At 50.4% G+C, this 24,382-nt stretch carries 16 protein-coding genes and 1 other RNA gene; 8 read left to right on the forward strand and 9 right to left on the reverse strand.

Annotated elements, in window-relative coordinates; all coding sequences use genetic code 11:
* Positions 1-91: 91 nt before the first annotated feature.
* From ACRRUX_RS16125 to ACRRUX_RS16135, 3 genes are all read right to left on the reverse strand, one after another.
* Positions 92-2,935 carry a TonB-dependent receptor gene (locus tag ACRRUX_RS16125; protein ID WP_432532178.1) on the reverse strand — a complete coding sequence of 948 codons (2,844 nt, stop codon included), beginning with the start codon at positions 2,933-2,935 and terminating at the stop codon, positions 92-94.
* 385 nt (positions 2,936-3,320) lie between these two features.
* Positions 3,321-4,514 (reverse strand): porin, encoded by a 1,194-nt coding sequence (locus ACRRUX_RS16130; RefSeq protein WP_432532180.1) that lies wholly within the window; start codon positions 4,512-4,514, stop codon positions 3,321-3,323.
* 217 nt (positions 4,515-4,731) lie between these two features.
* Positions 4,732-7,116 (reverse strand): DNA polymerase II, encoded by a 2,385-nt coding sequence (locus tag ACRRUX_RS16135; protein ID WP_432532182.1) that lies wholly within the window; start codon positions 7,114-7,116, stop codon positions 4,732-4,734.
* A gap of 384 nt (positions 7,117-7,500) precedes the next feature.
* On the opposite strand from ACRRUX_RS16135, the gene dinG reads away from it, so the two are divergent.
* Genes dinG through ACRRUX_RS16160 form a run of 5 tightly spaced genes read left to right on the forward strand, consistent with a single transcriptional unit; the run spans position 7,501 to position 12,635 of the window.
* A complete protein-coding gene (gene dinG / locus ACRRUX_RS16140; protein WP_432532184.1) occupies positions 7,501-9,576 on the forward strand; it encodes an ATP-dependent DNA helicase DinG in 2,076 nt (691 codons plus the stop codon).
* 24 nt (positions 9,577-9,600) lie between these two features.
* Positions 9,601-10,374: a sulfite exporter TauE/SafE family protein gene (locus tag ACRRUX_RS16145; RefSeq protein WP_432532186.1), complete on the forward strand. Its 774-nt coding sequence runs from the start codon at positions 9,601-9,603 to the stop codon at positions 10,372-10,374.
* Complete coding sequence (locus ACRRUX_RS16150) at positions 10,371-11,033, forward strand: primosomal replication protein (protein WP_432532188.1); 663 nt, start codon at positions 10,371-10,373, stop codon at positions 11,031-11,033. Before ACRRUX_RS16145 ends, ACRRUX_RS16150 begins: the two co-directional genes overlap by 4 nt.
* A 10-nt stretch (positions 11,034-11,043) precedes the next feature.
* Positions 11,044-11,730, forward strand: coding sequence for a DUF2057 domain-containing protein (locus ACRRUX_RS16155; RefSeq protein WP_432532190.1), 687 nt, complete (start codon positions 11,044-11,046; stop codon positions 11,728-11,730).
* Positions 11,730-12,635: a histone deacetylase family protein gene (locus ACRRUX_RS16160; RefSeq protein ID WP_432532192.1), complete on the forward strand. Its 906-nt coding sequence runs from the start codon at positions 11,730-11,732 to the stop codon at positions 12,633-12,635. Before ACRRUX_RS16155 ends, ACRRUX_RS16160 begins: the two co-directional genes overlap by 1 nt.
* Positions 12,636-13,048: 413 nt before the next feature.
* On the opposite strand, the gene ACRRUX_RS16165 is transcribed toward ACRRUX_RS16160, so the two are convergent.
* The 4 genes from ACRRUX_RS16165 to ACRRUX_RS16180 form a co-directional block, all read right to left on the reverse strand.
* Positions 13,049-14,035, reverse strand: a complete 987-nt coding sequence (locus ACRRUX_RS16165; RefSeq protein ID WP_432532194.1) for a response regulator — start codon at positions 14,033-14,035, stop codon at positions 13,049-13,051.
* 2 nt (positions 14,036-14,037) lie between these two features.
* The gene (locus ACRRUX_RS16170; RefSeq protein WP_432532196.1) at positions 14,038-15,030 is read right to left on the reverse strand and encodes a response regulator; all 993 of its coding nucleotides are present in this window, start codon (positions 15,028-15,030) and stop codon (positions 14,038-14,040) included.
* Complete coding sequence (locus ACRRUX_RS16175) at positions 15,023-18,916, reverse strand: PAS domain S-box protein (protein ID WP_432532198.1); 3,894 nt, start codon at positions 18,914-18,916, stop codon at positions 15,023-15,025. The genes ACRRUX_RS16170 and ACRRUX_RS16175 overlap by 8 nt, the downstream gene beginning before the upstream one ends.
* Positions 18,917-19,079: 163 nt before the next feature.
* Positions 19,080-20,654: a methyl-accepting chemotaxis protein gene (locus ACRRUX_RS16180; RefSeq protein ID WP_432532200.1), complete on the reverse strand. Its 1,575-nt coding sequence runs from the start codon at positions 20,652-20,654 to the stop codon at positions 19,080-19,082.
* Between the two features lie 249 nt (positions 20,655-20,903).
* Between ACRRUX_RS16180 and ACRRUX_RS16185 the strand changes: the two genes are divergently transcribed.
* From ACRRUX_RS16185 to ACRRUX_RS16195, 3 genes are read left to right on the forward strand one after another with little or no spacing between them, the layout of a single operon-like run.
* Positions 20,904-21,200, forward strand: coding sequence for a hypothetical protein (locus tag ACRRUX_RS16185; RefSeq protein ID WP_432532201.1), 297 nt, complete (start codon positions 20,904-20,906; stop codon positions 21,198-21,200).
* On the forward strand, positions 21,197-22,786 hold the full coding sequence (locus ACRRUX_RS16190; protein ID WP_432532202.1) for a PepSY-associated TM helix domain-containing protein: 1,590 nt from the start codon (positions 21,197-21,199) through the stop codon (positions 22,784-22,786). The genes ACRRUX_RS16185 and ACRRUX_RS16190 overlap by 4 nt, the downstream gene beginning before the upstream one ends.
* On the forward strand, positions 22,783-23,091 hold the full coding sequence (locus ACRRUX_RS16195; protein ID WP_432532204.1) for a DUF3325 domain-containing protein: 309 nt from the start codon (positions 22,783-22,785) through the stop codon (positions 23,089-23,091). The genes ACRRUX_RS16190 and ACRRUX_RS16195 overlap by 4 nt, the downstream gene beginning before the upstream one ends.
* Positions 23,092-23,720: 629 nt before the next feature.
* On the opposite strand, the gene ffs is transcribed toward ACRRUX_RS16195, so the two are convergent.
* An RNA gene (ffs, locus tag ACRRUX_RS16200) (signal recognition particle sRNA small type) lies at positions 23,721-23,817 on the reverse strand.
* A gap of 159 nt (positions 23,818-23,976) precedes the next feature.
* Positions 23,977-24,291: a helix-hairpin-helix domain-containing protein gene (locus ACRRUX_RS16205; protein WP_432532206.1), complete on the reverse strand. Its 315-nt coding sequence runs from the start codon at positions 24,289-24,291 to the stop codon at positions 23,977-23,979.
* Positions 24,292-24,382: the final 91 nt, after the last annotated feature.

A 24,382-nucleotide genomic window follows, 5' to 3' on the forward strand; every position in this document is an offset into this window, starting at 1 on the left:
AATGAAGTTGGTATAAACTGGTTTACCGAAATTTATGAATTAAAAAAGCGCTGAACATCTGTTCAGCGCTTTTTTCCATCATACCTTTAGGTTAGAACTTATAATCTGCCTGCAGATAGAAAGTACGTCCCAAAGAGTCGGTATAACGTGGATCATATCCAACCTGGTGACCTGAACCACCGCCTCGCAGAGACAGCGAAGGCTCACGGTTAAACATATTTGCTATACCAAACGTTGCGTTGAAGTTGTCGGTAAAGAAATAACGAGTCTGGAAATCCACAGTCGTATATGACGGTACATGCAACTGAATATCGGCACAATCGCCCAATGCATCATCAAAGGTTACTGAACACAGATCAGCTGACTGGAATTGATCCTGGTAACCGGAACGATATTTTGCGATCAGGCTGGTCTGTGAGTCACCAACGGTCAGAGTTGTTCCAACGTGGGATATAACGCGGAACGTCACTGAGTTGTTATCGCCAAATCTTCCCATGCTGGAAATGTACTCGTTAGTACCTGGCTTGGTGTACTCGCTCTGGATCATGTATGTACCAACGAAATAGGAGGACAACTCACCCCAACCAAAATCGTTGTTTAACGTCATGTTCCAATCAATACCGCTGTTTTTACTCTTACCTACGTTAACTGACGCCTGAATAATGGCCAGTTCGTCTTCACCAGTTGCAAGATTTCTCTTTGTGGTGAACAGGTCACGATATGTATCTGCCTGAGCGAAAATCTGGGCTTCAGTCAACGATGTGACCTGGTCCTTCATTTCAACATTCCAATAATCAAGAGTCACACTGAAGTCTTGAGTTGGAGCGAATACAAAACCACCGGAATACTGAGTAGATTTTTCAGGTTTTAACTCAGGATATCCCTGAACAAACACTGAATACTGAGAACGACCAGGCAAACAGTACTGAGCCAGTGGATCCGAGCCTGGGAAAGGACATTCATAATTGTCACCAGTCACACCAAACTCAGCTCTGGGGCGGGCGATTTCCAGCATGGATGGCGCTTTGAAACCGGTACCATAAGATGCACGCAACAGCAAACTGTCAGTAACCTGATAACGGGCACTCAGCTTGTATGTAAGGTCGCTTTCACTACCGTTAACTTTACCCCCCGCTTTTTTGTCATCAACGCCACCAATAGAGTCATAACGCAGAGATGCGGTGATATCCATATTGTCTATCACTGGCAATACAAATTCCGCGAAAACACCGTAGGTATCTCGTTCCAAATCATAAGCATCATCAGTGCTCAGGAACAAAATCTCCTCATTTTTGTTTGCGTCAGAAATTGTCTGCTTAAAGCTGGTTTTGCGGTAATCACCACCAAAACCTAAATATGCGTCACCGGCAGGCATTTCAAATACAGGCAAAGACCCTTTGAAATCCAATCCCCAGGTATCAATTTTATTGCCACTCCAATTCCCGGAGTAAACAGTTTTCGCTAATGCCGCTTTACTCGCATCATCAAGCTGATCCGCAGGCACAAATACATCGATAGCACCGCTACTTACAGCATCCAGGAATGGATCTGACAGCAGCCATCCGGTTGGATAATTTTGATCCTGATCATTGGATGAATAGGTTACCGCTGCTTCAAAGTCCATGTTGCCTACAACACCGTCAACTCCGGCAACAAAGTGAATCGCAGTAGTATCAAACTCAGTTGTTCGATTTCCTGCAGGCAGAGCACGCCAGCGGGCATTAACATCCAAAGTACCAGCATCATAAAACGCTTTTTGCTCCGGACTCAGGTATGGCACCACATACTTATCAGTCAAAGCAGAGTCAACTGGAATAGGGAAAAAACCCGTTGGATAAGGAGCTATGCGGGTTGTCATTTTGTGTTTGGCATAAATCCCCTCGGCAAACACGGAAATATCATCAGTCAACGCAATATCAGCGTTAACAAAAACACTATCTCTGCTATTTTCAGGAAGGATTTCAATGGTGCTGGTGTAATCAAAGAAACATTCTTTACCAATAGGAGAGTTACTCTCGGCACACTGACCGTTGGCAGCCAGGTATGGGTTAAAGGAACTCCAGTTACCCTTGGTCATCTTATGGTCTGGATATAAAGGGCCGCTAACAATATTTCCCTTTGCATCACGATAGGCGAGTGTATTATCACGTGTCCGTGCGTTGCCCGGAATCGCATTACCTGAGCCGTTAAAGAAGAAATAGTCCTGTCCATTGACATTAAATGGAATCATACCCGTTTTGGCAAAATCGCGATCCTTCGACGCCAATTGACTTTGATCGTCATGGGTATAGGCAATCATGATGTTATAACCATCGGTTTCAAAATCACCCAGACCCGCAGTTATACTGCCATTCCAGCTTTCGCCACCACTTTCCTGTGGTTTATCATAACGTCCTTGGAGCTGAACCCCTTGGTAGTTTTCTTTAAGAATGAAGTTTACCACCCCAGCAATAGCATCAGAGCCATAGAGTGCAGAGGCTCCATCTGTCAACACTTCGACACGCTCAATGGCTGCTAAAGGAATACTATTCAAATCAATAGTTGAGCCTGAAGTGGACGGCGCCAAACGTCGACCATTAATCAAAACCAGAGTATATGAAGCCCCCAAGTCATGGATTGAGGCTGTTTGATAACCACCACCACCACCACCTACTGAGTCTGCAGAAACGGTAAAGCCTTGCATAGAGGGCAGTTGCTGAATCAATTCTGCCGTATCAACAGCGCCGGAGCGAACAATATCTTCCTTACTGATCACTGTCACCGGCAGGGCACCTTCAATGTCGGTACGCTTAATCGATGAACCTGTCACCTCAATTCGTTCTATTTTCTCACCACCTTCAGCTGCTGATACAGCTGGTACGGTGAATACTGCCGTTGCGGCACCACTAATCAGCGCTACACGCACTGCATTAGCCAAAATTTTGCTCTTCAACATTGTGTCTATCTCCCTGGACGACGATTTATTGTATTACTCAAGCCAAGACCCATCGCAAGCCCTGACTCGTGACAACGATAAAATCACATAAGGAACAATTTCGCAACATTAGTATCATTTCTGTAGTACAAATTTACTTCGAAAAATATCAAGTTAATTCGTTGAGGTTAGGTTTGAAAAAAAGCAGTAAATGCAATGGGGAATGGGCTTTTAGATACCTTGCCCATGTAAAGAATTGGGTACAGATTACTTGCACCAGTATTCCGCGCTATCGATGCCGTGAGAGGGAATAATTTATTTCGGACTAAATTTGAAGATAAAAAAACCCGACTCATTAAGTCGGGCTTAGTATGCTAATTCACTTGGCAGATAATCTGCTTACACCTTAGAAAGTGTAACGGATACCTACAGCCAGAGCGTTGTCGCCTTCTGATTTAACGCCACCCTGAACATAGTCGCTGAAGTCATACTTGCCTTCAACGTACATCATGATGCTGCTGTCCCACTTGAACTCAACACCGGCTGCAGCGTACTGCATGATGTTCTTGGTTACTGCGTCAGCACCAGTGTTATAAGTGCCATCAGCTTCCAGACGGTTATACATTGCGTATGGACGGAAACCATTACCCAGATTGTAAGAAACGAATGCTTCAACACCATAAGCAGATGGGATCAGATAGCCGTTCTTGTCAGTCTGATGCCACTGGTTTTTGTTGTAGTTAGCAGATGCGAACAGGCCTTCTTCACCCAGGCTGCCCCATGTTGCGCTAACTGCATAGATGTAATCAGTTTCAGTAAACTTGCTGCCACCTACACGGGTTGCTTCAAATTTACCGGTGTTACCACCGATAGACAGAGCCAGCTTATCCATCAGGGTATAAGTGGCAGATGCACCATAGGTGTTATTGTATTCCAGAGATGCCAGACCAGTCTTGGCAGCTGCGGTGCCTGCAGCGTAAGTCTTAGGTGGGAATGGGTTAACACCATTTCCGCCGTCTACTGCGTCAATCTGGTTCTGTTGCAGCTGAGCCTGCAGAGCAAAGCTGAAATCGCCAAAGCTGTTACGGTATTGAACTGCTTTATCAGCCATACCTACGCCGTTGATTGCGCCGTTGCCTTCATAGGTGTAAACACCAGAAGCACTGCCGCCCCATACCAGGCCGTTGTCAGTACCCACTACGGTGTCGTAGTACGCGCTCCACTGCTTACCAAAAGAGATGCTGCCGTACTTGTCATGGCTCAGGCCGATGAATGCCAGACGGTTGCTCAGGAAATCGCTGCTGTGAGCGTCGAACTGGCTGTCGTTGTTGTATACCAGAGTGGTATCACCGAATGGGTTAACACCCCATTCCAGGGTGCTGTATGCATTCCAGCCATTGCTCAGCTTGTGCTTGAAGTTAAAATTAATACGTGAGCTGCCGTTCACCAGTTCAGTTTCGCCTTGAGTGTTCAGGATACGAACACCGGCGTAACCACCCAGGGTCACATCATTGTTGGCGTCTTTGTAGAGTTCAACAGCGGAAACAGCTGGCGCTGCGGTAAGTGCTGCAAGTGCAGTTGCGATGAGTGTTTTGTTCATCTGTGCCTAACCTATTAGTATTCAATCTGCGTATTACACTCCGTTGTTATTTTTCTATCCTAGACGTGCAGCAGATTAGCAAGACACTTTGACAGCACCCAAGTTGGATTTAGCAAAAACTTGCGCCATGTATCACTTTTATAATGAAAAAACATTAAGAAATAGCGTTTTTAACTTTTGCAAAACACGGTTAAAACACGAGCTATATATTTAATCACTAAATTAACACGAGCTGAGATGAGACAACTTTGTCGTAATTTAACTCCAAAACTTGCAGTACCGGTTCTGCAACAGATTTCAATTGACGTTGCAGATAATAGTTATAATCAATGGCAGCGCTAAGATATTCGATAGGTTCGGCCCCCTGAACTGTTATCACATAACGTATTTTTGCACCACGCCGTGCATATGCTGCATTTCCTGAACGTAACGCCAACAACTCCGCCGCTTTAACATGGGGAGCCGCCCTGGCAGTATAATCAGCTGCGTTTCGTTTCAATCGCTTGGTAAAAATAAGCTGTTCATCCAGCTTGCCTGAGTAGAGCTGTGTCGCAATATCCCGTAGATAGGCATCAGGTGACTCACCGGCAAACAATCGCCGGTACAACTCCAGCTGCACAGTTTTGGCCAAGGGTGTCCAGTCACTGCGAACCTGCTCCATCCCCTTAAATATCAGCGTATCCTCGCCAAGCTCCTGCTTCAGACCCACATAGCGCTTTTTGCTGCCAAGTTCAGAGCCCTTAAGCGTCGGCATAAAAAACTGACGGTAATGACACTCAAACTCCAGCTCCAACCAACTCTCCAATTGAAATTCATGTTGCAACCTTTTACGCCATTGCTGATTGATGTTGTCAACCAGCTGGCGCCCCACCTGCGCCATCGGCAGCCTGGAATCCTTTACCCATACAAATGTTGAATCCGTGTCACCATAGATAACCGTAAAACCCGCCTCCTCAATCCAGGCTTTGGTCTGTTTCATTATTTCATGGCCACGCATGGTAATCGAACTGGCCAACCTGGCGTCATGAAAAACACAACCTCTTGAGCCCAACACCCCATATAGCGAATTCATGATGATTTTTATCGCCTGGGATAAAGGGCCATTACCAGCCGATTTGGCTTGCTCACGCATTGCTGCCAGATTGGCAATAAGCGCTGGCAGAATGGGTGATTTTCGACTGAAACGCGCACCGAGAAAACCGGCAACCGTATCAAGCTCATTCAGCTGCAGTCCTTCTATCAGTCCCTTGGGGTCAATCAGAAAGGTCCGGATAATGGAGGGATACAAACTTTTGAAATCCAGTACCAGCACATCCCGGTATAAACCGGGCAGTGAGTCCATGACATATCCCCCTGGACTCTCCAGCCCGTCAAAAGGGGACATATGCGGTGCAACATAGCCTGCACGGTGCAGATGAGGCAGGTACAGATGATTAAAGGCAGCCACCGACGCCCCAACCCGCCCCAGCTCCAGCCCGGTCATTCGTGAGCGCGCCAGTACAAATTCAACTAACTGTGTTTTTTTGAAGATCTCCCACACCAGACGACAATCGGTGAGATTGTAGTAAGCAAGTGCTGACTTGTTGTGAACGAACATGCGTTCAATTTCACCTCCCCGATCATCAACCTTATCAATGGCTTTCCCTTCTCCAAGCAGTTCTCTTGACACATTCTCCAGCGAGTAGCTGTCAAACCGGTAAAACGCCGCTTTGAGCCAGTCGATGCCATCCAACACCACCCGCCCGGGGAGATCCAGAGTTTCAGGTCGGAAGGTGTCTGCAATTTTCCAGCCCAATAACGTTTGACCACGCCCCAGCTGCAAGGACATCCCGTACAGTTTTGCCCTGCGATACAGCAACGCCAGGTCGAAGGTCACCACGGCCCAACCGATAATAAAATCGGGATCATGGTCAATAAACCATCGCTCAATCCCCTTCAGCAGTGCGTACTCATCGGCGAACCAACTGACGTCACAGCGAATGGATTCTCCGGACTGACTGCTCACTGAGTGAGTGGTCGCTCCCTCACCCACCATCAGCACGGCGGCGTGAGCGTCGGAATAAAAACCCGCCGAGTACAACTCTCCTGAGGGACTGCACTCAAGATCAAATGAAACGGCAGAGTGTTCCATTTGAAGCGAGGCAGCTTTCGCCCGCAGCAGCTGATAACAGGGTAAACGGCCTATATCTGCCAAACGCAATACCTGAGCCTGTAAATCAAGGTTGATGAATCGCTCGGTCAAATACCGGGTTTGCGGACGAGTATCCGCTTCGAACAATGCAATACCGGCATCAGTCGCCATTCTTGCCAACTCAGCCATTGCCCGATGTTCACTGCAATAAAGGGCGGCCACGGGCTGCAAGGCAAAACTCTGTAAATTCAGGTTCCTGATTTGGTTAATGCGAGCCCCCAATGCCTGCAGCCGACCAACATCAGATTGATGGCAAAAGGCCACATAATCGGCTTGCGGCACTTCCAATACCGCCGGACCATCAGGCGTTTGCACCATATACTGTAAACACCAGGCATCAACTCGCTGGACCCGGTGACGGGTGAGTACTCTGGCGGTCAATATTTGCATTTGTGAAGAATCAGGTTTCATCGGGACTCTGACGCGGATATTTGAACTGAGTCTATCATGGCTCCCGCCACATACGGATGAAACGGATGGAGCGGCGAAACTCGATTGCGCGGATAGCGTAGACAGGTACTCTTTTGCCGAAGTAGTGCGCTATAAAATATCCCGTAATCCAATGAATCCAATTTACCTGATGGTTTCAGCTCAAGCAGCAGTCGCTCAGCCAAATCAGGGAAATAGCGTCTGAGTCTGTCCGGCCGCCATGCATCCGATAAACAATCCCCGTGGCGTTTCCGCTGAGGCGCCATTGTCAGCTGTTGGCCTGAGTAACAGCCAGCGACTTCTGTCATTCCCGCCAACGAAGTTTACTGTTATTCTATACAGCACTTTCCACCACCAATTGCCCGCATGCTGTCTGACAACGTCAAAACCCAAATCCGAACCATCTACAAAGCCATTGCTTCGGCGCTGCCTAACTTCCGTTCCAGACGGGAGCAGAACTATATGGTGGCCGAAATTTCCAAAACTCTGGCCGGGGAATATGACAAACACAGACGCATCATAGTAGTGGAAGCCGGTACCGGTATCGGTAAGTCACTGTCTTATATTCTGGGTACCATTCCTCTGGCACTGGCCAGCAAAAAAAAGGTGTGTATCGCGACTGCCACAGTAGCGTTGCAGGAGCAGTTGCTGCACAAAGATCTGCCGTTTTTCCTGCAGCATTCTGGTCTTGATTTTAAATTTGGACTGGTAAAGGGACGCCAGCGTTACGTGTGCCTGGCGAAACTGGAAATGTTGATCGGCGGTGACAACGGCATGCAAATGGCCATGTGGCAAACCAAGCCGGATCAAAGCCAGGTAGATATGCTGCAGACGTTGCTCAAGGATTATCACGAAGGGCGCTGGAACGGTGAGCTCGATACACTCAAGACTCCCATTCCGGATCACCTGTGGCAACAGATCGCCTGTGACAAACACAGCTGCCATCGCCAGAATGCCAGTCACAGAAACTGCCCATTTCATAAGGCCAGAGAAGATGTGGACTCCTGGGATGTGTTGATTGCCAACCACAGTTTGCTGTTCGCCGATCTTGAACTGGGGGGCGGGATCATTCTGCCTGACCCAGAGGATATGTATTATGTGATCGACGAAGCGCACCACCTGCCCATCGTTGCCCGGGATTTTTCCAGTGCCCAGGCAACCCTGCGGGGAGCCACTGACTGGCTGGAAAAGATGATCAAGCTGAGTGCAAAACTGCAAAATCAGCTCAAGACCACCCACATCATCTCACCGGTACAAATGCTGCAGGACTATGCAGCCGATCTCACCACCTTGCTCAATCAAATGGCAAATTACTGCGACACTCAGGCCAGTCAGTTTGCCAACAGTGAAGGCAGGCTGCGATTTGAGCATGGAAAATTGCCTGACGTCATCAAACCGCTGACGGAGAATCTGGCCACCAGCTCCAACCTAGCACTCAAACAATTCAACAAGATGCAATCGGTACTGACGGAAGCCATTAAGGATGGCGAGCTGCCCAAACATCAGGCTGATACTTTGATGACAGAATGTGGCTTTATGCTGCAACGGCTGGAGAATCTGGCCAAGCTGTGGAAAATGGTCGCCAGAGAAGATAACAGCAAAGGCGCGCCACTGGCGCGCTGGGTCGAGCAACTTACCGGGGGCAAACAGGTCGATTATCTTTGGTGTGCCTCCCCCATTGAAGTCGGCTTTATGCTGGAGTCGATGCTGTGGGAAAAGGCCGCCGGAGTGGTACTTTGCAGCGCAACCTTAAGAGCCCTCAATCGGTTTGAACATTTCGCCCATCAGGTGGGTTTATCGCTGAATGATGGCAGCCGATATCTGGCGCTGCAGTCGCCCTTTGATTTTGAAAACAATGCAACGCTGTATTTGCCCCGAATGCGCACTGAGCCTACCGATGATCAGTATACCGCTGAGCTCGCCGAACATATTCTTAAGCTGGTCGAGGATGAAACCGCCACACTGGTGCTGTTCGCTTCTTACTGGCAGATGGAAAAGGTCGTTGAGTTACTGGAAGGTAAACTGAAGCAGCTATTGCTGGTTCAGGGCTCGGCGCCAAGACAGCAGTTGCTTGAAAAACACAGGCAAAGATGCGACGCAGGAGAAAGCTCCATTCTGTTCGGCACCGGCAGTTTTTCCGAAGGTCTTGACCTGCCCGGCGACTACCTGACCAATCTGATTGTCACCAAGTTGCCGTTTGCGGTGCCAACCTCGCCGGTCGAGCAGGCCCACGCCGAGTACATCAAGCTCAAAGGTGGCAATCCGTTTCTGCAACTGACTATCCCGGATGCGTCACGAAAGCTGGTACAAAGCTGTGGTAGATTGCTGCGTAAAGAACAGGATTATGGTCGCATCACGATCCTTGACCGGCGTCTTGTCAGCAAAAGATATGGTGCCTCATTGATGGATGCGCTGCCGCCATACCGCCGGGTAATTGAGTAATCTGCAGGATATACAGGGACTGATTTGGAACTGTTAAGTGACCCTTCCAGCCTCGCCATACTGGCCGCGGTTGGTTTTATTGCCGGGTTTATCGATGCGGTTGTCGGAGGGGGAGGACTGCTGTCGATCCCCGCCCTGCTGACGCTGGGACTGCCCCCTCATCTGACACTTGGTACCAATAAGCTGGCATCCAGTTTCAGCTCCTGCATGTCGGCCTGGACCTACTACCGAAAACAATTTATTACTCCATCATTCTGGCTGCATGCAGGCATCGCCTGCATGCTTGGTGCCATAATCGGCACTGTCACTGTTTCAGTTGTCGATAACCGGATACTGGAAAAAGTGCTGCCGCTTATCATCATTATTATTGCCATCTACACCGCACTCAATCCCAAAGCCATGGGATGCGATAAACGCCAGCCCCCAGCCAGACCACCCCGCCGTCTGACACAATGGCTGCATGGCCTGCCCCTGGGCTGTTATGATGGGTTTGCTGGCCCCGGCATTGGTGCATTCTGGACAGTCACCGCATCGCGGCTTTATCAGTTACCGGTGTTGCACAGCATTGGGCTGGCACGGGCCATGACCTTTATCAGTAACGTTACCTCTCTGACGATATTTTTCACCCTGGGGTTGGTCGATATACCACTGGGACTTGCTCTGGGGGGCTGCATGATGCTGGGCGCCTTTATCGGCGCCCGTGTTGCCATCCGATTTGGTCTGCCATTTATTCGGCCGCTGTTTATCATCATAGTGATAACAATAGCCGCCAATCTTGCCTGGAGAGCCTGGCTTTGAAACAGGATGAATTGATCCGTCGCTTACGCGCCCAACTGCGCAGCCTGGAGCAGGAAGTATTGCGCCACGACCAGAGTCTGCCACCGCAGGACAGCAAGTTGCTGCAGAATGTTGAACGCTTCAACCATGAACTGTTCAGCCAAACCGGTGGCCGCCTTCAACCCTGCATAGGTCAGATAGCCAAACATATAGACAATCTCGAGCGCCAACTGAAACTCAATCTGAGTGCCGAGATGATTAATCTGACCTGCGAGCGGATTCAGGACAAGTTTGTCGCCCTTAAACGGGCTCTGGGTACAACCTCATTGAACCTGAAAGACATGCGTCAGACCCGGGACAGCAAAAGAGCCAATTACGCGCGAAAACAGACTGGCAGGCATCAATCCTCCGGATTTGACTGGATCGCCGCCAGTGTGATGCAAAATAGTCACCAACTCTATGAAGAATTGAACAAACATTTGAACTGGGCCAAACGAATCGAGCAAAAAATCGAGGAACTCAATGCAGGGCTTGATAATTGTGCCAATGCTGACAAAATCAAGCATCAACAGGAAATACTGGCGATGCATCGCCGCCTGGGAAAATGTCGCCAGGCCATCAGTTATATCGAAGATCGCATCCAGTTGCTGGAACGGCCTTTCCGAGATTACAACCGCTAAAGGAGCAAGAATGAAATCGTTACTGCCTGTGACCGCAATGCTGGCACTCTTTGGCCCGGCCTCTGCCATGGCCGGCAACCTGACCATCCCAATGAGCTTTGAATATCTGGCCATGGATGGACAAACCATTGAGTCCAGTGTTTTCAATCACAAAGCGGACCTTGCTCTGGCCCCCGGAGAGCACAAAATCGCCATCCGCTATAACGAAATGGTCGAGGATGACTTCACTGACAGTCAGAGTTTTGTAAAATCCGCTCCCTTTATTGTCACGCTGGTGGCCACAGAAGATGGCGAATACCGCCTCAGGCCTGCCGGAGCCAAAGAAGTTAAACATCCACAGAAGTTTGCCAAAGCGCCTCAGGTTGAAATCATTGCCGACAACGGTGGAAAAGTAGCTTACAGCGTGGAATACACCAATCTGGAAGAGAGCACCTTCTTCTCCCGTCTACTGGGTGACAATACCGGTGTCAATCTGAACCATGCCGCCGTCGCCGCAACATCCGAGGTCGCAGTAGCTGCAGCATCACAACCGGTACAGGGCACCTACAGCCAGACCAATAGCACCGCACCAGCCAACACTCAGGCAAATGCCACTGACAGTGCAGCGCATGCTGAGCAGATGCTGCAATACTGGTGGCTGCAGGCTGATCAGGAAACCCGCAAACAATTTATGAGCTGGGCCATCAAGCAACTCTGATGATCCCTCTGGTCTATCACGCCAGCTATTCCCAGCTGGCGTTACCGCCCAATCACAGATTTCCGGTATCCAAATACCAGCACCTGCGTGATCATCTGCTATCCAGCGGGATTGCGCAGCCTGCGCAGTTCTTCAACCCAACGCCCATCGATAAATCCGATCTGCTCACTAGCCATAGCAGCGACTATGTCGAAGGTTTTCTGTGTAACCAGCTGTCCCCTGCCATGATGCGCCGCATCGGATTTCCATGGAGCGAACAACTCTGTGTGCGAACTCTTCATGCCGTTGCAGGAACCCGACTCACGGTACAGTTGGCCCTGCAACATGGTGTCAGTCTTCATTTAAGCGGCGGTTATCACCATGCACATCAGACTTTTGGCAGCGGTTTTTGCATTTTCAACGATCTGATTATTGCCGCCCGCGCAGCAATCGATTCTGGACAAGTGGAGCGGGTACTTATCCTGGACTGTGATGTCCATCAGGGCGATGGCACAGCAGCGCTGGGGGCCACCTTCGATGATATAGTGACCTGTTCGTTCCATGCCGCGCGTAACTTTCCGGCAAGAAAACAACGCTCTGATTATGATATTGAATTTCAGGATGGCTGCAGCGACAGTGAATATCTGGCCACACTGAGGGATGTCGCCCGCTATCTTATCCGTCTGCATCAGCCAGATCTTATTCTGTACGATGCAGGTGTTGATATTCATCAGGATGATGATTTGGGCTATCTGTCCATCACCACCGCCGGTATATATCAACGTGATGCACTGATTCTGAGCCTTGCCCGCGATGCGCAAATCCCCGTTGCGGCAGTGATAGGAGGTGGTTACAGCAAAAATCCTGACGCGTTAACAGACAGACACAGCCAATTGTTTATCGCAGCCAATCATATCTATGGATAGGTAAAACTCCCGACAACCGTGACTCAGTGGACGCGAAGAACCTCCAGCAGGCGTCAATACCCATCGCCAATCATCAAAGTTCCAGCCAACATGTTGCAAAATACAAGCCCCCCTTTGTAGCCCAGCCGGGCAGGATCTGAGTATTCCCACACCTTCAGCACCATCCAGGCTTTCAATCGACATAATACCAATTTCATTTAATAGTTGATCTGTTTCAGCGGGAGTCCAATGCGCTTGAGACAAGGCAGGTGGTAATAAAATTAAACGTGCAATTCCTCGTGAGCCCATAGCAATTACCGCCGCCTCAATGACCTCCTGGCCATTTTTAGCTGTTTGGGGAACTGATGACTGAAGAGCGAATAGTGATTGTGGAATGAGTGAGTAACGACAAACCCGAAGCGGCATTCACCCACTTATTCTTCAGGCCATTGAGTGTATATGGCTTCAATCTTCCTGAAGGTGTCAGGTTGCAGGAAAATATCTACCAGCTCCGGATCAAAATGGCTGCCCGCATCGCGTCGAATACGCTCACAGGTATCTTTCAATGACCAACCCGGCTTGTAGGGACGGCGGCTGGCCAGCGCATCAAATACATCGGCAATTGCCACTATACGGCCAAACAGTGGAATATCCTTGCCTTTGATCCCCAGCGGATAACCACTGCCATCCCAGCGCTCATGATGAGTCAGCGCGATCTCCCTCGCCGCCTGCAGCAGTGGGATATCGTGATCGCCGATAATGTCAGCGCCAATAACCGGATGCTGTTTCATCACCTCCCACTCGTCCGCCGTGAGTTTATCCTGTTTCAGCAGAATATAATCCGGCGTGCCAATTTTCCCGACATCGTGCATGGGCGCAGCGTGATACAGCAGATCAGCCTGACACACAGGTAATCCCGCAGCCAACGCCAGAATACGGCAATAATGACTCATGCGGATCACGTGGAAACCGGTTTCGTTATCCTTGTATTCCGCAGCCCGTCCGAGCTTTTCAACAATCAGCCGCTGAGTTTTTTCCAACTGATCAAGCCGCACCAGATTCAGCTGATTCCGCACCCTGGCCAGCAACCTCGCAGCGGAAACAGGCTTGAGAATATAGTCGACGGCTCCGGCCGCAAACCCCTGGGTTTCGTCGGTTTCATCTTCACGGGCAGTTAAAAATATTACCGGAATGTCACGGGTTTTTCGGTCATTTTTCAGCAACCGGCATACCTGATATCCATCCATCCCCGGCATCATGATATCCAGCAATATAAGCTGAGGCTGCTCCGCTTTGGCACGCTCCAGCGCTTCAGCTCCGGACTGTGCAAAGCAGGTTTTATAACCGGCCTGAGTCAGTATTTTTTTGCACAGCGTCAGGTTGGTGGCGACATCGTCCACCACTAGAATTAAACCCGGCATGGCTAGCCTCCGTGCCGTCTGGGAAGTTTGATGGTCACAGTAGTTTCCAGCGCTTTGGATACACAGCTGATGCTGCCACCATGCTTGTCGGCAATCACTGCCGCGTTTGCCAGCGCCAGGTTATGAGCAAAATCACCGCTCTCATCCATTGCGGTAGGGTCAAACAGCGCAGCAAGTTGGTTGGTTGCGATCTGTTCCCCCATGTCTGTCAGTGTCATCAGCACGATATCGGCCTGCGCAAATACTTCCACGACCAGCTCGTTGCTCTCCCGTCGCTGCGCATTAAAAGCAAACACGGCTCTGAACATTTTCTCCAGCAAATTGGTATCTCCGGCAATACTGAGATCCGGTTTGGCGTTGAAATGCACATCAACTTTATAAGTTGGGTGAACTTCCTGACACAGCGCATCAAAATACCGTTTAAGCATTACCGCATTCAGCCGTAAATCAATTTTCTTCAAATGGTAGTACAACAACAACTGACTGATCCGCCTTTCTGCCGCGCTCAGTAATTTTGCCGTGTCCTGCGGTGCTTTAGTGAGGCTTTGGGTCGCTTCTTTAATATGATTGAGTTCAATCGTCAGCATCTTTATCGACACGCCCACGGTTTCCAGCATGGTTGGTTGCGACAGTCTGGCTTCAATGCGCGACAACAGCTCATTTTTGTTGAACGGCTTGGTGACATAGTCCACAGCCCCCAAATCAAATGCTCTGAGCTTATCCTCCACATCATCCAGTGCTGACAGCACGATAACCCGGGTACGCCATATCCTGTCCCACTTGCGCAGTCTGTCGAGCACCCGGTATCCGTCCATATCGGGCATCATGATATCCAGCAGTACCACGTCATAGACTTCTGTTTCCAGACGCTTGACCGCATCTTTGCCATTCACAGCAAAGGCCACATCATATTCGCTGGTGCTCAAAATACTTTTGAGCAACTTAAGGTTAGCCAGTTCATCATCTACAGCGAGTATGCGCGCTTTCTTATCCATGCTTTTCGTCCGCAATTCCACTCAGTTCCCCAGCAATGCGATCGATAATTCCGATTGCCCCCTCAAAATCAAAGTCATCTACAGACTCGGCCAATACTGTAATGTCACTGTCAGCGGCTTGCCCCTTCAATGCTTTGAGAACCAGCTCAAGTTGCTCATCATCCGGCATACCCCGCTCCAACATCTCCCGCAGCGCCAGCATTTTTTCCATCAACTCATCAAGCGTGAAGGTCCGGGCGGCTATTTCTTTTGCCATCTGTCTGGCATTTCCAATCGGCATGGCATCAATGGCCTGCAACAAGCTGCTGAGATGATCATCCAGCTCACTGTTTAAACCGAGTATCTTGGCCTCCTGCTCCTGCTCTTTAATGGCTAATTCGAGATCCTGAGCCGCCTGAAATACCGCAGTCATGCCCAGCCCGCCGGATACACCCCGCAATTTGTGCACCAGGCCGTGGGCCTGTTCCCACTGACGCCTGTGAACCAGCTCAGCCACATCACGGCAAAAGCTGTTCCACTGAGATGGGAATTGACGCAACATCTTGGTGTAAAGCGCTTCATCTCCCCAGTTGTCCAACGCGCTTTCGATATCAATAAACTGACGCAAATTCTCCAGCGGTGACAAATCGGCCGGAATAATGTCGTTACCCGATATTTCGGTAATTTGCGCCGGGCCATCGGTCTGCTCAAAGTCATCAGGCAATACCCTGGCCATTTCGGCACGCAGTAACGTAAAATCAACCGGTTTGATGACAAAGCCATCCATCCCGGCCTCACGGCATTTTTCCATATCCTGTCCCATGCCGCTGGCCGTCAACGCGATGATGGGCGTGGCAAGACCATTCATTTGATTGTAATTGCGAATCGCATCGGCCGCCTGAAATCCATTCATATTTGGCATATGAATGTCCATAAACACCAAATCAAACTGCCCATGCTCACTTTCATAGGCTTTCACTGCCTGTACACCGTCTTCAGCCCAGGTGATCTGGTGGCCTTCCCTTCCAAGACGGGTTTGCACCAACTCAGCGTTCACCGCCACATCCTCAGCCAACAGAATTTTAAGAGGCCGTTTCACCTGATAATTAACTACCTGACGCTGGGCCTGATAATCCACCATCTCCTGCTCGCTGGCCTGAGGTAACCAGAGAGTAAAGTGGAACTTTGAGCCTTTGCCCAGCTCACTCTCAACCCAGATTTCGCCGCCCATTTTTTCCACCAGCTGGCGAGAAATCGTCGTCCCAAGACCAGTTCCACCATAGCGACGGGAAATGGAACCATCAGACTGAACAAAGGGTTTAAAAATCTGCTCTATCCGCTCAGCCTCAATGCCGATGCCAGTGTCTTCCACAATAAAATGCAGATAGTCTTCCCGCCCGTCGGCCTTCATCACACTGAGTTTCACTTCGCCCTGCTCAGTGAATTTCACCGCATTCCCAACCAGATTAATCAACACCTGGCGCAGCCTCGCTGAGTCTCCCACCACCAGTTTCGCCACAGAAGAGGCCATTTCAATGCTCATTCCCAGGCCTTTTTTGCGGGCCTGCAACTCAACCATGGATATCGCCGATTGCACTGTCTGACGCAATTCAAAGGTCAGTCGCTCAATTTCCATCGAGCCACGTTCCAGTTTGGTTAAATCAAGAATTTCATTGAGTAATGACAGCAGGGAGTGAGCAGATTTGGACACTATGGTCAGGTGATGTCGTTGTTCCCGGGTCAGCTCAGAGTCAAGCACCAAGTCCGTCATGCCAATCACCGCGTTCATCGGGGTTCGCAGCTCGTGACTCATATTCCCCAGAAACTCAGACTTGATACGGTTGGCCTGTTCAGCTTCATCACGTGCTGTTCTCAGCCGGACCTCATTGGCTTTCCGTTCGCTGATATCCCGCATCACCACGGTATATTCCCGCTGGTTGGCTATTCGCATACCGGTTACCGACAGCTCAATGGGAAAGACCTTACCCATTTTGTTGATGCCGGAGGTTTCAGCCAACGCCCCCATTTTCTTGGTCGTCCCCACCAATAGCCCGCTGAACCACTGTTCGACATGACCTATGTTGTCGATTTTGGACAGCAGAATGGCCAGATCCAGACCGATAAGCTCCTCGGTTTTGTACCCAAATATCGCCGTGGTGGTACGGTTGGCCTGCTGAATGATGCCGTTGGCATCCACAACCACCAGCGCATCCGTCATGGTATCAAACGTTGCTCTGAGCTGGCTTTCCGCCTGCTGTAATTCCAGCGTGCGGGATTGCACCCGTTTTTCCAGATAAAGGTTGAGTTCCCGGACTTTCTTCTCGTAGGCCTTGAGCGTGGTAACGTCGGTTTCAATCCCGACAAAGTGAGTCAGTACACCCTGTTCATTGCGCACCGGCGAAATGTACAGTCGGTTCCAGAACATCTCGCCGTTTTTACGATAGTTTCGCAGAATGACATCAACACCCTCGCCTTTCGTCAGCGCATCTTTCAAGCGTTTGATGGCAGGCTGGTCCCGATCATCTCCCTGCAGAAAGCGACAGTTACGCCCCAGCACTTCTTGTTCGCTATAGCCGGTTGTCCGGTAGAATGCCTTGTTGGCGTAGATGATCGGAATATCGTCCTGCTGGGCATCCGCCACTACAATCCCGGTCGTGGCTGCTTCGATGGCTGCATCCTTAAGCAACAGCTCAAACCGCTGCTCGGAGTTTTGCGTAACCAGTTTATTCTGCTGAATAAGTTGCTGCCTAAGACTCTCCAGCGCAGCCATGCCATCCCGAATTGCCCCATCTGCGCCATCTACCGGCAACGGCTGTTCAGGCAGATTATCAAGTTCAGACAGTGATTTAGCAGTGCAGGACAAATGCCTGACACTCAAATCGAGGCGCCGCCCCATCAATACATTCGCCAGCAGCATAAAGAGCACAACGGCAAGCAGACTGAATAACACCTGGCGATAGTAAGTTACGGCAAATAAGGATTCTGCCGATTCTGGTCGTATGGTGACCAGAATCCATCCCAGACCGAGTTTGTTTTTGCCGGTGGACGCAAACCCCAGCATTTTGGGTTGCTGTTCACCGGGTAATGGCACCTGCGCGGCACCTTCGGTTGAGTCCCGAAGCAAGGATGCCAGTGCCGGTTCTTCAAACCAGTTGCGGCCAACCTGGGTATCGCGCCCTTTTGTGCCTGTATCCAGCAGCACTGTCCCTTCACTGCTTAATATCAGCAGGTTGTCTCCGCTGGAACCCGGAGCAGCCATATTGCTCAGGAGTCCACGCAATGCCTGCTCAACGACCCTAAAATCCATCAGATTAACCAGTACCGCGGTCAGGTTGCCCCGGTCATCCATTATCGGTACCGCAAACAGAATGTCGAAATGCCGTTCCACCTGCTCCTGTCCATATCCAAGCGGATTCATGGATGGGCCGCTTATCACCACCTGAGTTTGACTGCCGTATTGCCACAAATCTCTGGCGGCAAGAAACCAGGGTGATGTCGACACCTGAAATGCATCAACACGTAACTCATCCATGGGCGAGCCGTCGGGTCCCTTATCATTGGCAACCAGCAAACGCCCATCCGGCGACAGCAGCAGAATGCGGTGATAGTCCTGATAGAGGTTAATGAGAGTGTTGAAGTAGTAAGTCAATGCCTGCGCGTCATCTGCAGGCAGCGGATTAGTATAAGATTGACCGTTGACGTTAATCCCCAGACTCTGTACGTCGACATAGCGCTCCACCACCACATTGCTGACCACAGATGCCAGCAACATGGCCTCCCCCTGAAGCTCTTCCAGCAGATGTGCTTCAATGGTGTCCTTGTGCTCTGCATATTGAAAATACAAATATCCAGTAGGCAACATGGCAACCAGCAACAGTGCTATAAGTTTGGCTTTAAACAAGTTCAATCTGATCCGCTTCCCTGATGTCGATGCGCACAAACACAGCTCACCTCATTAAGGATAGGATAAATTCACCGGTTCAGAAGGTTGGAGGGGATTGACAATAAAGGGAAAAGCAAAAGACCATGAGGCCCGGCCGGAGAGCGTCGCCACCAGCCGGGTCAATGTTCTATTCGGCGCGGGCAAGCACGCTGCGTTGCCAGAACTGCTCTGACAGTGCATGGGTTTTGGCGGACAGACGCAACATCTGACCTCCCCGCTCGCTGGCAGCATAGGTTTGTTGATGACTGTCGCGCGCCAGTTCACTGACCTTAACAATCGCCTGACTGATCTCTCCGGCCACGGTCGCCTGTTGCGCCACCGCACTGGCATTGGCATCACTCAGGGCGTTCAGATTGTCCATCGCCAGTTGCAGTTCACGAAATGCCTTGTCTGCCTCACTGGCCAGGGTAACCACTTTTTCTACTTCTCGATGTCCAGCCTGCATGGTGCCGGTTGCCCGTTGAGTACTGGCTTTGAACTTTTTAACTATCTCTTCAATATGACCGGTAGACTCTGCCGTGCGGGCTGACAACTGACGAACCTCGTCAGCCACCACAGCAAATCCCCGACCGGACTCTCCGGCGCGAGCCGCCTCAATCGCGGCATTGAGAGCCAACAGGTTAGTCTGCTCTGCAATACTGCGAATCACTTCAAGCACCTGATTAATGGCGCTGCTGTCATTTTCAATATCGCCCACCACCTCAGAAAAACCATTCACCTGATCACTGACACCGGCAATGGCCTTCACCAGCTCATTCAGTTTCTGATGACCGGTTTGGGCTGCCACCAAACTTTCGGCAACGGCTCCTGCCGCATGCTGAATGTTAGCCGATACCTCATTGAAACTGCAGTGCATCTCTTCCATTGCCGTTGCCGATGATGCTGTATGCTCAGTCTGCGCCAGCGCCCGTTCACAGGTTTGCGCGGTAATGTCGTTCAAATCGGTACTTTGTTCACGGATGGAGGCCGCTGAATCGGCCATCCGGCCAACCACACCGCCGGTTTCTGCAATCAGAAACTGCATTGCCAAATCCAACTGCCCGACCTCATCACGGCGGCCGGTATAGATGGCCCTGGCGACTGGATCATCAATCAGCGCCTGGGATTTGTCCGCCAGTTTTACCAGTGGTTGCAGTTGCTGAAATATCATCCCGGCCCCCAGCAATAACGCGCCAAGACCGGCGCCCCAATGCCAGGAAGTCAGCACCAGCGCCAACCCGCCAAACAGCAGGAAAAGCAGCATCAATCTTGCTGCCAGTGACAACCGCAACGGCTTTATTGATGTGGGTGTTTTCCCGGCATGCAGTTGCTCATACAAGGCAGAAGCAGCGCTGATTTGCGACGAAGTTGCCGCGCGGCGAACCGACTGATACTCATGGATCCGACCATTTTCATAAACGGGTGCCACATAAGCGTTGACCCAATAGTGATCACCGCTGCGGGCACGATTTTTAACGATGCCCATCCAGGGTTTGCCGTGACTGATCGATTGCCACATGGCTTTAAATGCGGCCTTGGGCATATCCGGGTGGCGCACCAGGTTATGCGGCTGCCCCTGTAACTCTTCCTGCCGGTATTCGGACAAGGCGCAAAAAATCTCATTGGCGTATTTAATATTGCCCTGAGTATCTGTCGTCGAGAGTAGAATCGCGTCATCGGCGACTTGTTTTTGCTGCTGGGTCACCGCCCTGTCTGTCTTCATCAATGGCTGTCCTGCTTGTTTTCAACTCGCACCATTGTGTCGATTTACTCATCATCAGCTTTGATCCCAGTCATGATTCGCCGGTAATTACGAGACTTTTTATAAAGTTGCCATGAGCTCCACAAGATGAAGTCAAAATAGTGAGCCAGATTACAAACCTTGACACCATGCGAATAATAATAGTTATCATTTGAATTAAATTTTATTAAACTGGCGCCAATTATTGTGAACGACTGGAGCTCAACCCGCATGTCTTCGGCCACCCCGACGTTAAATTTCAATTTCCGGCAATCTCTTCTGTTCGCGTCCCGTCTGCTGGCAGCAAGCGTGGGCGCCTACTGCGCAACCGCCGCCCTCAGCGCATTTCTGGTCGTGGCATTACCTCTGCCGACAGCTGATGCCACCGTTCTATCTACCATGCTGTCGTTTGCCGTACTGTGTGGGCTGATTATCATCGCCTTTGGCATCAAATCGCTCACGGTCGTCTGGGCCCTGATGATGGGGTTGTATAGTTTCAGCCTGCTGGGGTTGGAGGTCGGATTGTGAAGGAGTCATTTTTTCGGTCAATGACCTGGCTGCACACCTGGACGGGACTGCTGGTATCCTGGTTGCTGCTGTTGATTTTTTTCGCCGGCACCCTGAGCTATTACAGATACGAAATCAATCTGTGGATGAAGCCCGAGTTGCATTCAGGGGTGCTGCGCCACTATGAGGATATTGATAAGGGGGCAGTACTCAGGCAAGGACAAGCCTATTTGCAGAGCACCGCCGCAGACGCACCGGTGTGGACGCTGAGGCTCCCCACTCACCGGCTTCCGTTTGTCAGTTTCGGCTGGCAGGACGCTGCGAAAGAGGGAGAACGCAGGGGGCAGTTTCATGAGCATTATCTCACTGACGATGACGAACTCATCTCTGATATAAGGGCGACCAAAGGCGGGCACTTTTTCTACCGTTTGCATTTTGATCTGCACTACCTTCCTGTCACTCTGGCACGTTATCTGGTGGGATTTGCCACCATGTTTATGTTGTTGGCCATTGTTACCGGGATTGTCATCCACAAACGTATATTCAAAGATTTCTTTGCCATGCGATTCAACAAAGGTTCCCGCTCCTGGCTTGATGGTCACACGCTAAATAGCGTGCTGGCGTTGCCTTATCATTTGATGATTACCTATACCGGGCTGATTGCGTTGATGTTCATCTACATGCCTTCAGCACTGGAAACCGGATTTCAGGGAAATCGCCGGGCCCTGGAGCAACAACTTGCGCCGCCACAACTGAGTACAACACCGACCGGTAACAAAGCCAGTCTTGTTTCGCTTGAGCATATTCTGCCGGATGTACTGGCCAGAGCCTCTGGAACACCAATACGGGATATCAGAATTCAAAACCCGCAGGATGCCAATAGCCGCATACTGGTCGTTTTGCGCAATGACAGCCGGATTGCCGATCATGAATACCAGTTGGTTTATGCAGGCACAACCGGACAATTTATCGGTCAGATCGGCGACTTCCCTTCTGATGTTGGTCAGGCCCATGACACCCTGATAGGTCTGCATGCAGCCAGATTCGCCACGCCGGCACTGCGCTTTGCATTCTTTATCAGCGGCCTGCTTGGTTGTGCCATGGTGGCTTCAGGGGCGCTGCTGTGGAGTAAGAAACTCCGTCAAAAGCAACAAAAACAGCTGGATAAAGGCAACAAGCGATCGTTTGGTCTGTATCTGACTGAAAGTCTGAATCTCGGCGTCATAGCCGGTCTGCCAATAGCAGCAGCAAGCTATCTGTGGGCCAACCGTGTTATCAGTGTCGATTACCCAGGCCGTTTTGACGCCGAAATCAACCTGTTCTTTGCCGGGCTGGGTATCACCCTGTTACTGGCGTTATTGGGCTGGATAAACTGGCGCCGGGCCCTGTTTACTGCGGCATGGATTTGGTTAGGTCTGCCACTGCTCAATGCACTGACCTCAAGCGAAAATCTACTGAGCAACATCGTCAAGGGACAATGGTTTCTTGCCTGGGTTGATCTGCTTGCGCTGATAATTGGCACAGCACTGCTGCTGACGGCCAGACAGTGCAAACCCGCGATGCATAAGGCTCAATCGACAATATCTGCCAGCGAGGCAATGAAATGATTGGTTTTTTAATGCCATTGACGGCCCTGGATCTCATGGCCTTCACCCTGTTTGCCCTGAGCAATTTTGCTACCTTTCGTGACATCACCGGGCAAGCGCCCGGTAAATACACAGGTAACCGCTTAAAAATCAGTGCATTCGCTCTGCTTGGCGGCGCGCTGTGGCTCAGTCTCTCGCAATATACTCCCGGATTGGGACTGCTGTTATGGTTTGGCAATATGACCATGACGGCACTGCTGGTCGCCCTGAGTCTGTCATTAAGGGAAACCTTTAACCGCCCCAAAAGGCCCCGCAGAAACCTTTGACATTAAGCTGTAGCCGGTAATCAAAGCACTCTTAATAACCCAAGAGCTCAGCGACAACCACGACTAAAAAACTCGCGGGCAAATGCGGTTTTACCATCACATCAGCCGGGGACATTAACGCAAAGTCGGCAAATCATAGCATATCATATATTGCTGCATCGAAAAGTCAGGCCGAAGCAAAGTTTGGCACGGATGCCTGAGTGCCCGGCGATTGACTGCGCAGCCCTCAGGTTAACGGTGATGTTGTCCTGGGTTCTCATACTGACAGGCCGCAATATGGTCGATATTCCTGATATCCGGCTTCAGGCCTTGGTTTGTAGGACCATCCGGGAAAACGTTGAGGAGTATTTTAGAGGTAAAGCCTTAACCTGAGTATCAGAGCATTAACCACGTATCTGCCCTGATAACAGTCTCAGGCCTGGCATGCGCAGACAGATTGAACAGCAACTCGCAGACCTAGCGTGTATCACTGGTCTTCAGGTACTACTCTGGCGTACCAAACACCATGACGTGATTTAAAGAGGTAAGGACTTGATTGGGAGGCTTGGGTTGAACTCAAAGTGGACCACCTTGTGGACCCCTTAGGCATTTTTGATGCTAAGCACTTGACGTACCTCATAAATGGAGATGCCCCAGAGCCACACTCCGGCACACGAGTCGCCTGCTGCGGTTGCTCCCTTCCGGGCCTGGCCGAGTTCACAGGTTATCATTGCGGAGGGACCCTGGGGCACCATCGATTTGCCAGCTCGCTGACAACGGCGGCATTATTACCCAACAGCATTGAGTGATCAAGGAAAAATCCCCGTTTCCCGTCTTCGAAGGTGCTGACTGCACACAGGATAAACAAAAAGCCCACGCAAGGTGGGCTTTTTGTACTTTTAAAGCTTACAGACTCAAAAGATCTTTGTTGTCTTCAAGCACCTTGGGGCCAATGCCTTTCACTTTAGTGAGCTCATCAACCGACTTGAAGCCACCATTACTATCCCGGTATTCGATGATAGCTCTGGCTTTGGCTTCGCCAATTCCCTTGAGTGCTTGCAATTGTGTGAGCGATGCGGTGTTTAACTGAATTCGCATCGCGTATCCTTGAGCCACTGCCTGCTGCTTAAGCTCGCTTGGTTCTTTAACGTCTTTGGCTGTCACAGCTAATGGCAATGCTATCAAACTGGCCAGCAAACAGATCATTGATGTGGATTTCATAATCCCTCCTTGGTGAGTAGTGCCGAAACTCCGCGGCGATAGGTGTCCCAAAAACATTAGTTCAGCTTTGCCAAATGCGCCAAATCAGGAT

This window comes from Shewanella sp. GXUN23E, from assembly GCF_050865035.1.
GTDB lineage: Bacteria > Pseudomonadota > Gammaproteobacteria > Enterobacterales > Shewanellaceae > Shewanella.

What these genes read in the sequence shown, in the direction of transcription:
- ACRRUX_RS16125 (WP_432532178.1), bottom strand. Translation starts at nt 2,935, where the DNA reads ATGTTGAAGAGCAAAATTTTGGCTAATGCAGTGCGTGTAGCGCTGATT.
- ACRRUX_RS16130 (WP_432532180.1), bottom strand. Translation starts at nt 4,514, where the DNA reads ATGAACAAAACACTCATCGCAACTGCACTTGCAGCACTTACCGCAGCG.
- ACRRUX_RS16135 (WP_432532182.1), bottom strand. Translation starts at nt 7,116, where the DNA reads ATGAAACCTGATTCTTCACAAATGCAAATATTGACCGCCAGAGTACTC.
- dinG (WP_432532184.1), top strand. Translation starts at nt 7,501, where the DNA reads ATGCTGTCTGACAACGTCAAAACCCAAATCCGAACCATCTACAAAGCC.
- ACRRUX_RS16155 (WP_432532190.1), top strand. Translation starts at nt 11,044, where the DNA reads ATGAAATCGTTACTGCCTGTGACCGCAATGCTGGCACTCTTTGGCCCG.
- ACRRUX_RS16160 (WP_432532192.1), top strand. Translation starts at nt 11,730, where the DNA reads ATGATCCCTCTGGTCTATCACGCCAGCTATTCCCAGCTGGCGTTACCG.
- ACRRUX_RS16165 (WP_432532194.1), bottom strand. Translation starts at nt 14,035, where the DNA reads ATGCCGGGTTTAATTCTAGTGGTGGACGATGTCGCCACCAACCTGACG.
- ACRRUX_RS16170 (WP_432532196.1), bottom strand. Translation starts at nt 15,030, where the DNA reads ATGGATAAGAAAGCGCGCATACTCGCTGTAGATGATGAACTGGCTAAC.
- ACRRUX_RS16180 (WP_432532200.1), bottom strand. Translation starts at nt 20,654, where the DNA reads ATGAAGACAGACAGGGCGGTGACCCAGCAGCAAAAACAAGTCGCCGAT.
- ACRRUX_RS16185 (WP_432532201.1), top strand. Translation starts at nt 20,904, where the DNA reads ATGTCTTCGGCCACCCCGACGTTAAATTTCAATTTCCGGCAATCTCTT.
- ACRRUX_RS16195 (WP_432532204.1), top strand. Translation starts at nt 22,783, where the DNA reads ATGATTGGTTTTTTAATGCCATTGACGGCCCTGGATCTCATGGCCTTC.
- ACRRUX_RS16205 (WP_432532206.1), bottom strand. Translation starts at nt 24,291, where the DNA reads ATGAAATCCACATCAATGATCTGTTTGCTGGCCAGTTTGATAGCATTG.